Origin of the sequence: uncultured Dialister sp., assembly GCF_900541605.1 — a bacterium.
Taxonomy (GTDB): domain Bacteria; phylum Bacillota; class Negativicutes; order Veillonellales; family Dialisteraceae; genus Dialister.
Map to the genome: position 1 here is coordinate 1 of NZ_UQKJ01000071.1, position 9965 is coordinate 9965.

The window sequence follows — 9965 nt, forward strand, 5'->3', positions numbered from 1 at the left end:
TCAGCTTCGAACCCTGTGCAGCTTTAAATAAAGTTATTTTTGTCGTTCACTATAGAAGCCCCGCACCAATGACTCTATCCATCAGCACCTCTTCAATAGCTCGACAAACCGCAATTGGTCAATTTATCCATGAACTCTTTCGTATTCTTTCATGAAATCGGCCAGCGCTTCTGCGGCTTCCGGTGTGACAGCATTGTAGAGCGAAACCCGGAGGCCTCCTACAAGGCGGTGTCCCTTGACGCCGATGAAATCATTGGCTTTAGCTTTCTCTACAAAGTCTTTTTCCATCGCTTCATTTTCCAGGTTGAATGTTACATTCATGCGGCTTCTGGCTTCTTTCTCCGCATGACCCCGGTAGAATCCGTTACTCCTGTCAATAACGCCATAAATCATGGCAGCTTTGACTTTGTTTCTTTCTTCGATGGCTTTGAGACCGCCCATATTCTTGATCCAGTGGAGCATGCGGTTCAGTGTGTAAATGCAGAAAACCGGTGGCGTATTATATGTGGAATCTTTTTTGACGAATGTATTGTACTGAAGAAATTCCGGAATATCTGTCCGTGCTGTGGCAAGAAGGTCTTTCTTTATAATGGCCAGGGCCACTCCGGCGGCGCCGAGGTTTTTCTGGATGCCGGCCCAGATCATGTCGAACCGGTTGAAATCGATGTCCCGGGACAGAATATCAGAAGACATATCGCAGATTACAGGTACCTGTACTTCCGGAAATTTCCAGTATTCCGTACCGTAGATGGTATTGTTGGCACAGATATACAGATAATCGGTGTCCGGCTTAATATCATAGGTGTCGGGAATGTAGGAATAGTTTCTGTCTTTGGCGGAGTTGGCATCGTACACTTCTCCGAAAAAGGCAGCGGAATTTCTGGCTTTGTGGGCCCATACGCCGGTATCCGCATAGGCAGCCCGGGTATGAAGGAAATTATATCCTGTCATAAGGAACTGCATAGTGCCGCCGCCCTGAATAAATACGATTTCATAATCATTGGAAAGATGCATAAGCTCGCGAAGGAGATCTTTTGTTTCATCCAGCAGATCCTGGAATTCTTTGGACCGGTGGCTGATTTCTGTGATGCCCATTCCGGTATCTTTGAAATTGGTGAGGTCTTCTTTCATGGCTTCCAGTACTTCTAAGGGCATAGGGGAAGGACCTGCATTGAAGTTGAATACTCGTTTCATCATAAACCTCCTGATAACACAAAAAGAGAAGACGTCCCATGGGACGAGCTTCTCTTTTCTCGCGGTGCCACCCAATTTAGCCATAGCAAAAGGAAGAGCAGGTATAAAAAAACGCTCTCCATCCTCTAAGGGACGAGAGCACCCGCGATACCACCCAAATTGCCAAACGGCCATCTTTAGTCTGCTGTAACGGGCATACCCGAGGGATTCATCATCCCTGCCTCCGAAGTGGAAAGATAATGGAACGGTAACAGCTCTCACCGGCCGCTGTCTCTCTGAAAAAGTACCAGTATCCCTTCTTCATCATCGCCTGTTTCGTATGACTGGATTATAGCGCCGCCATTTACGCTTTGTCAAGGAGGAAATAAAAATGATTTTATCCAATTGCGGTTTGACGAGCTGATGTGTTCGGCGCGGGTGGGTAGAGTCTTTCGCATGGAGCTTCTAGCTACTAGCGGCTAGCTGCCAGGAAAGCTGACCCGCCTGCGGCGCTTTCCAATCGATATTTCCGTCAGTCATTCGTGCCGTAGGCTGGCCATCTTTCCTAGAAGCCAGGAGCTAGCAGCTAGAAGCCCCGCACGAATGACTCTATCCATCAGCGCCGTCCACCAGCTCGACAAACTGAAATTGGCAGTGCCCTCGCACTTTCCATCTGCCAGTCTATTTGACCATCATGAGATAAACATATTAAAAATTAAAATTATCATAAGCTTGCCATTATAATTGTAAAAAGCCCGTATCCTCGAGGACTTCGGGTATTAAAATTTATTGACAAGAGAAAATGGAAATATTAGAATGGTTAAGGAACGTAAGCAATAGAGAGTGCTGTTTGTTATTGAGGCTTGTGCATATGGGGCGCAGGCTTTTTTATCTCAACGGGGAGAGGAGTCGCAATGTCTGCTGAAATGATGGTTATTTCCGAAGACATAAGGAAGGCGGATAGACTTTTCTGTTGGAATGCATCTCTTTCTATTTGTGCGCTGTATCCGGTTGGAAACAATACTCCTTCTGCGGGATTTTCTGCGGCCTTGGGCTGCCCTGCGGAGGGAGCTTTTTATTGAGACGAAGTTCTCAGGAGAAGGAGGAAATCATAATGCATGTTGGTATTGTTATGGGGAGTGATTCCGATTTACCGGTCATGAAGAAGGCCTTTGCCATTCTGGATGACTTCGGGGTCACCTATGACGTCACCATCGCATCTGCCCACAGAACGCCAAAGAAACTGGCGGACTTCGTGGCAGCAGAAGAAAAGAAGGGAGTCGGTGCATTCATCGCCGGCGCCGGCATGGCAGCAGCCCTCCCGGGTGTAGTGGCCAGCCTGACACTGAAGCCGGTCATCGGTGTTCCTCTTTCCGGAGCAAAACTGGATGGCATGGATGCCCTTTTTTCCATCGTTCAGATGCCTTCCGGCATCCCGGTAGCTACGGTTGCCATTGATGGCACGAAAAATGCGGCATTCCTGGCTGTAGAAATCGGTGCGGTTTCTGATCCGGCCCTCCATGAAAAGTACAGGGCATACCGTGAAAAGGCAGCAAAAGAAATTTACGCCAAAGACGAAAAACTGCAGGCAGAACTGAAGAAGTAACAGCCCCTCTGGTTTTGGGAAAATGGGATGTCCCGTTTCCTGAATGCCCGAGATGATTCAAATCATATTTTTTATCTGTAAAAATAAGGAGATCTCAAATGAAAGAATACAAACCATTCAAATCCGGTAAAGTCCGCGAACTCTATGACCTGGGCGACAGCCTTGTCATGGTCTGCACAGACCGTATTTCCGCTTTCGATAATATCCTGAAATGCCCGATTCCCGAAAAGGGCGTGGTGTTGAACCGGATGTCCAAATTCTGGTTTGATTTCACAAAGGACATTGTTCCGAACCACATGATTTCCATCGACACCAAAGATATGCCTGAATTCTTCCAGACTCCGGAATTCGAAGGCCGCTCCATGAAGACCATGAAGCTGAACATGATTCCTGTGGAATGCATTGTCCGCGGCTATATCACCGGCTCCGGCTGGGAAGGCTATCAGAAGGACGGCAAGGTCTGCGGCATCCAGCTGCCGGAAGGCCTGAAGGAATGCCAGAAGCTGCCCCATCCGATTTTCACTCCTTCCACAAAAGCTCCGGTCGGTGAACATGACCAGAACATTTCCATGGAAGAAGGGGAAGCCTGGGTAAACAAGTTCTTCCCGGGAAAAGGCAAAGAATACATGGAAAAGCTGTCTGAACTGACACTGGCCCTTTACAACAAATGCGCTGATTATGCCCTGGAAAGAGGCATCATCATTGCGGATACAAAGTTTGAATTCGGCCTCGATGAAAAGGGCAATATTGTCCTGGGCGATGAAATGCTGACTCCTGATAACTCCCGCTTCTGGCCGGCAAAGGGCTATGAAGCAGGTCATGGCCAGCCTTCCTATGACAAGCAGTTCGTCCGTGACTACCTGAAAGCGCATCCGGGAGATACGGTTCCCCAGGATATCATCGACAAGACCATCGGCATTTACAAGGAAGCCTATGAGCTTCTGACCGGTGAAAAGTTCTGATAAACCGCGGAAGCATTGAGACGGCGTGTGAATCTGTGCTTCCCGGAAGGAAGGAAACCGTGCCTTACATGGGGTGGCATGGTCCTTCCAATGCGGAAAAGCCCCAAAATGTTTTATAAAGTCAGGAGAATTCCGTAATGTATACAAGTATGGATGTTTATGATGACAAACCGCATGAAGAGTGTGGGGTGTTTGGTATTTTTGACCGGGAACTGTCTGCGGTGCATGAAACCTATTATGGAATCTTTGCCCTGCAGCACAGGGGACAGGAAAGTGCGGGCATAACCGTTTCCGACGGGAAGACCATGGAAACATTCCGGGGCATGGGACTGGTAACGGAAGTTTTCCACAACCTGCCGGAAAAGGAAGGACACATCGGCATCGGCCATGTGCGCTATTCCACCACCGGATCTTCCATTCCTGTGAATGTACAGCCCCTGCAGGCCGACAGCATTGACGGCCCTATGGCGCTGGCCCACAATGGGAACCTGGTGAACACGAAAAATCTTCGGAGACGGCTTCTCATGGATGGATCCACCTTCTCCACCACCATGGATACGGAAGTTATTATCAAACTGCTGGCTCGGAGCCGCCGGGCTACGGAGGAAGAAAAATTCAAGGAGCTGATGGCGGAAATTCATGGTGCCTATGCCATCGTGGCCTGCACGAATGATGCTATCTACGGCTGCCGGGATCCCTTCGGCTATCGGCCCCTGGTCCTTGGCAAGACAGAACATGGCTGGGTGCTGGCATCGGAAACGCCGGCCCTCGATGCCATTGATGCGAAATTCGTCCGGGATGTGCTGCCCGGAGAAATCGTGACCATCGATGATAATGGTGTCCGTTCCACCATGTACTGCCCGGTGGACAGCCACCGCCATGGCATCTGCTCCTTTGAATATATTTATTTTGCCCGCCCCGATTCTATCATGAATGGCCAGGATATTTACCGGGCCCGGCTGAATATGGGACGGAAGCTCTGGGAAGAGACCCACTATGAGGGGGACGTGGTCATGAGCGTGCCGGACTCCGGCAACGTGGCGGCCCTCGGATATTCCCAGGCCTCCGGTATTCCCTTCGTGGAAGGGCTTCTCAAAAATAAATACATGGGCCGTACCTTTATCCAGCCAGGCCAGAAGAAGAGAGAACGGGCTGTCCGGATGAAGCTGAATCCCATTCGTATGAATGTGGAAGGGAAGGACATTATCCTTGTGGACGATTCCATTGTCCGCGGCACTACCAGCGGTATCATCATTAACCTTCTCAAAAATGCGGGAGCCAAATCAATCAAACTGTGCATCAGTTCCCCGCCTGTCCGGTATCCCTGCTTCTTCGGTATCGACACGGCGGAACGGAAACAGCTGATTGCTGCGAAATATTCCACAGAGGAAATCTGCAAAATGATTGGCGCCGACGCCCTTCATTACCTGTCCCAGGAGGGACTGGCAGAATCCATTTCTGAAATTAAGGCATCGGACATGTGCTTTGCCTGCTTTGATGGGGTCTATCCGGAACCGGTTCCCCACAATGGCCTTGGCAGCATGGAAGATGAAGAGTAGGAGGAACCATGAGCGAAAAGAAAAAAGGCCTGACCTATGCGGAAGCGGGCGTTGATATCGATGCAGGGGAAAGGGAAGTAGAACTGATCAAGAAGTCAGTACAGGCTACCTATATTCCCGGCGTCATGGGCGACATCGGCGGCTTCGGCGGCCTGTTCCGCCTGAAAGATCATATGGGGGATGACCCGATTCTTGTTTCCGGTACCGATGGCGTAGGCACAAAGCTTCGTCTGGCTATCGAAATGGGTATCCATGATACCATTGGCCAGGACTGCGTGGCCATGTGCGTGAATGATGTCCTCGTACAGGGCGCCAAGCCCCTGTTCTTCCTGGACTACATTGCCACCGGCAAACTGGAACCGGAACTGATGGCAGAGATCGTGAAAGGTGTGGCCAATGCCTGCATCGAATCAGGCTGTGCCCTTCTGGGCGGTGAAACGGCAGAAATGGCCGGCTTCTACGGTAAAGGGGACTACGATGTGGCCGGCTTCTCTGTAGGTATTGTGGACCGGAAAGACCTGATTACCGGGGAAACCATTGCTCCCGGCGATGTAATCCTCGGCCTGCCCTCCACTGGCGTCCATTCCAATGGGTACTCCCTGGTACGTCGTATTATCAGCGACAATGGCCTCTCCCTGGACAAAGTTTATGAAGGCCTGGATAAGCCACTGGGCGAAGTGCTCCTTACGCCGACCCGGCTCTACCCGAAGCCCATACTGCCCGTTATCCATGGCACAACGGTGAAGGGACTTGTCCACATCACCGGCGGCGGCTTCTACGACAATATTCCCCGCGTTCTCCCGAAGGGCACGAGGGCTGTGCTGGATGCGGAAAAGTGGCCGCTCCTTCCGATTTTCCCGTTCCTTATGAAACAGGGCGGCGTGGATCCCCATGAAATGTACCGTACCTATAACTGCGGCCTTGGCATGCTTCTTATCCTTTCACGTGAAAATGCGGAAAAGGCAAAGGAAATTCTGGCATCCATGGATGAACCGGTCTATGAAGTCGGCGAAATCACAGAAGGAAACCAGGATGTAGTTGTGACAGGTGGTCTTTTCAATGAGTAAGAAACGGATTCTGATTTTTGCTTCCGGCTGCGGTTCCAATGCGGAAGCGATCCACGAAGCCACCGTCAATGGTACCGTCAATGGTACCGTGGTGGGAGTCATCTGCGACCATGCCGATGCCCAGGTGCTTGGGCGAGCTGCCCGCTGGGGAGTCCCTGCGACGGTGCTGGAACTGAAATCTTTTGAAAATAAGGATGCCTTCAATGAGGCCATCCTGAAGGCGGCAGAGTCCTATAAACCGGACCTCATCTGCCTGGCCGGATATATGAGGATCTGCGGGGAAAACCTTATCCATGCATTCCCAAACAAAATTCTCAATATCCATCCAGCCCTTCTTCCCAGTTTCCGCGGACTCCATGCCCAGCGGCAGGCCGTAGAGGCAGGGGTGAAAGTGGCAGGATGCACTGTCCATTTCGTGGGTACCGGCCTCGACGACGGCCCCATCATTACACAGGTGGCTGTGCCGGTCTACGATGATGATACAGAAGAAACCCTGTCCGACCGCATTCTCCAGCAGGAACATCCGGCCTATGTCAGGGCAGTTACTGCATTCTGCGCAGACCAGCTCAAAATTGAAGGCCATCATGTAAGCGGCATGCATGGCAGAAAATAATTCTCCATTCTCTACTATATTCAATCAAAGGGGGAGTCAATATGGCAATTAAAAGAGCCCTGATCAGTGTCTCCGATAAGACCGGGGTCGTAGAATTTGCAAAGGGACTTCATGACCTTGGCGTGGAAATTATTTCCACCGGCGGTACCATGAAGGCCATTGCAGCAGCAGGTATTCCGGTGAAATCTGTGTCCGAAGTGACCGGGTTCCCGGAAATGATGGATGGCCGGGTAAAGACACTGCATCCCATGATCCATGGGGGTATCCTGGCTATCCGGGACAATCCGGAACACGTGAAGGCCATGAAGGAACATGGCATTAAAGGCATCGACCTGGTGGCCGTGAACCTGTATCCCTTCCGTGAAACCATTGCGAAACCCGGCGTTACCCGGGCGGAAGCCATTGAAAATATTGATATCGGCGGTCCCTCCATGGTCCGTGCGGCAGCGAAGAACTATAAATATGTCACCATCGTTGTGGATCCTTCCCAGTACGATGAAATCCTGGAACGGATTAAGAATGACACCCTGGACGAAGATTTCCGTCTGAAGCTTTCCCGGAAAGCATTTCTCCATACCGGTCTCTATGACTGCGCTATCGCCAATTACCTCACCCAGGAAGTGGATGGAAAGAAAGATGTACTTCCTGATGTATACAGCAAAGCTTTCGTGAAAATCCAGGACCTTCGCTACGGTGAAAACCCGCACCAGAAGGCAGCTTTCTATAAGGACCCGGAAGCGAAAGGCGGCATTGCATCGGCAAAACAGCTCCATGGCAAGGAACTGTCCTACAATAATATTGTGGACATGGAAGCAGCCTGGGACCTGGTCAATGAATGGGATAAAGACCAGCCGGCCTGTGTTGTCATTAAACATACGAACCCCTGCGGTGCAGCTCTTGGCAAGGATGCCCTGGATGCATTCACCCGGGCCTTCAATGCAGACAGCAAGTCCGCTTTCGGCGGCATTGTAGCTATGAACCAGGTCTGCGATAAGGCTACGGCAGAAGCCATGAAACCGATTTTCTTTGAAGTCGTCATGGCTCCGAAGTTCACTCAGGAAGCACTGGATGTACTGGAAACAAAGAAGAACATCCGCCTCATCGAAGTACCGGCAGCGTTCAAGGAAGAACTGCAGCTCCACAAGGTTTCCGGCGGCCTCCTCGTACAGACTCCGGATAACAGTGCTGAAACAAGAAAGGACTGCAAAGTAGTCACCAACAGGGCTCCTACGGAGGAAGAATGGCAGGCTATGGAATTTGCCTGGAAGATCGTTAAGCATGTGAAATCCAATGCCATCGTTCTCACCGGTAAGGACGTGACATTCGGTGTCGGTGCTGGCCAGATGAACCGCGTAGGTTCTGCGGATATCGCTATTGCGGAGGCCGGTGAAAAAGCGAAGGGCTCCGTCATGAGTTCCGATGCCTTCTTCCCCTTCGGCGATACCATTGAAGCAGCGGGCAAAGCTGGTGTCACAGCTGTTATCCAGCCTGGCGGCTCCATCAGGGACCAGGAATCCATTGATATGGCAAACAAGTACGGCATTGCCATGGTCTTCACAGGACATCGTCATTTCCGTCACAGTTAAGAGGGGTTTTCCAAATGAAGGTATTAGTAATTGGCAGCGGCGGCAGGGAGCATGCCCTGCTCTGGAGACTGGCACAGAGTCCGTCGGTGACGGAAGTCTATGCGATTCCGGGCAATGATGGCATGACCGATGTGGCCCATTTGATTCCTGTAAAGGGACATGAAGATATCCTGGATTTCGCAAGGCTCATGAAGGTGGATCTCACCGTGGCCGGCCCGGAAACGGTTCTGACCGACGGTCTGGCAGATGAATTTGCAGCAGCGGGTCTTCCCTTCTTTGGCCCCTCCAAGGCGGCAGCCCGCATTGAAGGCTCTAAAGGATTTGCCAAGGACCTGATGAAGAAATACGGAATCCCCACGGCGGCCTATGAAGTCTTCACTGATGAAGATAAGGCTGTGGCTTACCTGAAGGCCAATAAGAAGTATCCTATCGTTATCAAGGCGGACGGATTGGCTGCCGGCAAGGGTGTCATCATTGCCCAGACTGAAGACGAAGCAGTGAGTACGGTGAAGGATATGCTGGAAGGCCATTCCTTCGGCGGCGCCGGCCGTTCCATGGTCATTGAGGAATTTATGGAAGGGGAAGAGGCTTCAGTCCTCTGCTTCTGTGATGGCACCACAGTGGTGCCCATGGTTTCCTCCCAGGATCATAAACGGATTTTTGATGGCGATAAGGGACCGAATACCGGCGGCATGGGTGCCTATGCACCGGCTCCGGTGATGACAGACGACATGATGGATGAAGTGAAGGTCAAAATCCTCCGCCCCATTGTGGCAACCATGAAAAAAGAGGGATACCCCTTCAAGGGATGCCTCTATGCAGGCCTTATGATTACCGATGAAGGTCCGAAGGTGGTAGAATTCAACTGCCGCTTCGGCGACCCGGAAACGGAAGCAGTACTTCCCCTTTTCGACGGAGACCTGGCCCAGGTTATGCTTGACTGCGTCAATGGAACCCTGACAAAGGAAGAAGTGAAGTGGAAAAAAGGCTGCGCCGTAGACGTAGTCCTGGCTTCTGAAGGGTATCCGTCTTCCCATTCCTCCGGAGAAGTTATCTCCGGCCTGGAGGATGCGAAGAAAGCAGGATGCCTCGTATTCCATGCCGGAACAACCCGGAAAAATGGAGAATACGTCGTCAACGGCGGCCGCGTACTGAATGTGGTGGCCCTGGCGCCGACCCTGGCAGAGGCAAAAGCCAAAGCCTATGAAGGGGTCTCCAAAATTCACTGGCAGGGGATGCAGTATCGTCACGATATTGCCGATAAGGGTCTGAAACACCTGAAGGAAAAATAAAGAAACTTTGGAAAGCCGCTGGAAATGGTTTCATTTCCGGCGGCTTTTCTGATGGAAATACAGGTGCCAATTGCGGTTTGTCGAGCTGTTGGTATTCGGCGCTGGCG

8 protein-coding genes are annotated in these 9965 nt (G+C 51.2%); 7 read left to right on the plus strand and 1 reads right to left on the minus strand.

Annotation, left to right across the window (positions count from 1 at the left end; translation table 11 throughout):
• Positions 1-123 precede the first annotated feature (123 nt).
• Positions 124-1197, minus strand: coding sequence for a 3-phosphoserine/phosphohydroxythreonine transaminase (gene serC / locus QZR21_RS06060; RefSeq protein ID WP_307973934.1), 1074 nt, complete (start codon positions 1195-1197; stop codon positions 124-126).
• 1090 nt (positions 1198-2287) lie between these two features.
• Here serC and purE point away from each other — a divergent pair.
• The 7 genes from purE to purD all read left to right on the plus strand — a co-directional run bounded on the left by purE (position 2288) and on the right by purD (position 9858).
• A complete protein-coding gene (gene purE / locus QZR21_RS06065) occupies positions 2288-2779 on the plus strand; it encodes a 5-(carboxyamino)imidazole ribonucleotide mutase (protein WP_296974350.1) in 492 nt (163 codons plus the stop codon).
• 98 nt (positions 2780-2877) lie between these two features.
• On the plus strand, positions 2878-3741 hold the full coding sequence (locus tag QZR21_RS06070) for a phosphoribosylaminoimidazolesuccinocarboxamide synthase (protein ID WP_296099407.1): 864 nt from the start codon (positions 2878-2880) through the stop codon (positions 3739-3741).
• A gap of 137 nt (positions 3742-3878) precedes the next feature.
• Positions 3879-5300 (plus strand): amidophosphoribosyltransferase, encoded by a 1422-nt coding sequence (gene purF / locus QZR21_RS06075; RefSeq protein ID WP_296099404.1) that lies wholly within the window; start codon positions 3879-3881, stop codon positions 5298-5300.
• Between the two features lie 8 nt (positions 5301-5308).
• Positions 5309-6367, plus strand: coding sequence for a phosphoribosylformylglycinamidine cyclo-ligase (purM, locus tag QZR21_RS06080; protein WP_296099401.1), 1059 nt, complete (start codon positions 5309-5311; stop codon positions 6365-6367).
• The gene (purN, locus tag QZR21_RS06085; protein WP_296099398.1) at positions 6360-6980 is read left to right on the plus strand and encodes a phosphoribosylglycinamide formyltransferase; all 621 of its coding nucleotides are present in this window, start codon (positions 6360-6362) and stop codon (positions 6978-6980) included. Before purM ends, purN begins: the two co-directional genes overlap by 8 nt.
• 41 nt (positions 6981-7021) lie before the next feature.
• On the plus strand, positions 7022-8566 hold the full coding sequence (purH, locus tag QZR21_RS06090) for a bifunctional phosphoribosylaminoimidazolecarboxamide formyltransferase/IMP cyclohydrolase (RefSeq protein ID WP_296099396.1): 1545 nt from the start codon (positions 7022-7024) through the stop codon (positions 8564-8566).
• A 14-nt stretch (positions 8567-8580) separates the two neighbouring features.
• Positions 8581-9858 (plus strand): phosphoribosylamine--glycine ligase, encoded by a 1278-nt coding sequence (purD, locus tag QZR21_RS06095; RefSeq protein ID WP_296974357.1) that lies wholly within the window; start codon positions 8581-8583, stop codon positions 9856-9858.
• The last annotated feature ends 107 nt before the right edge of the window (positions 9859-9965 follow it).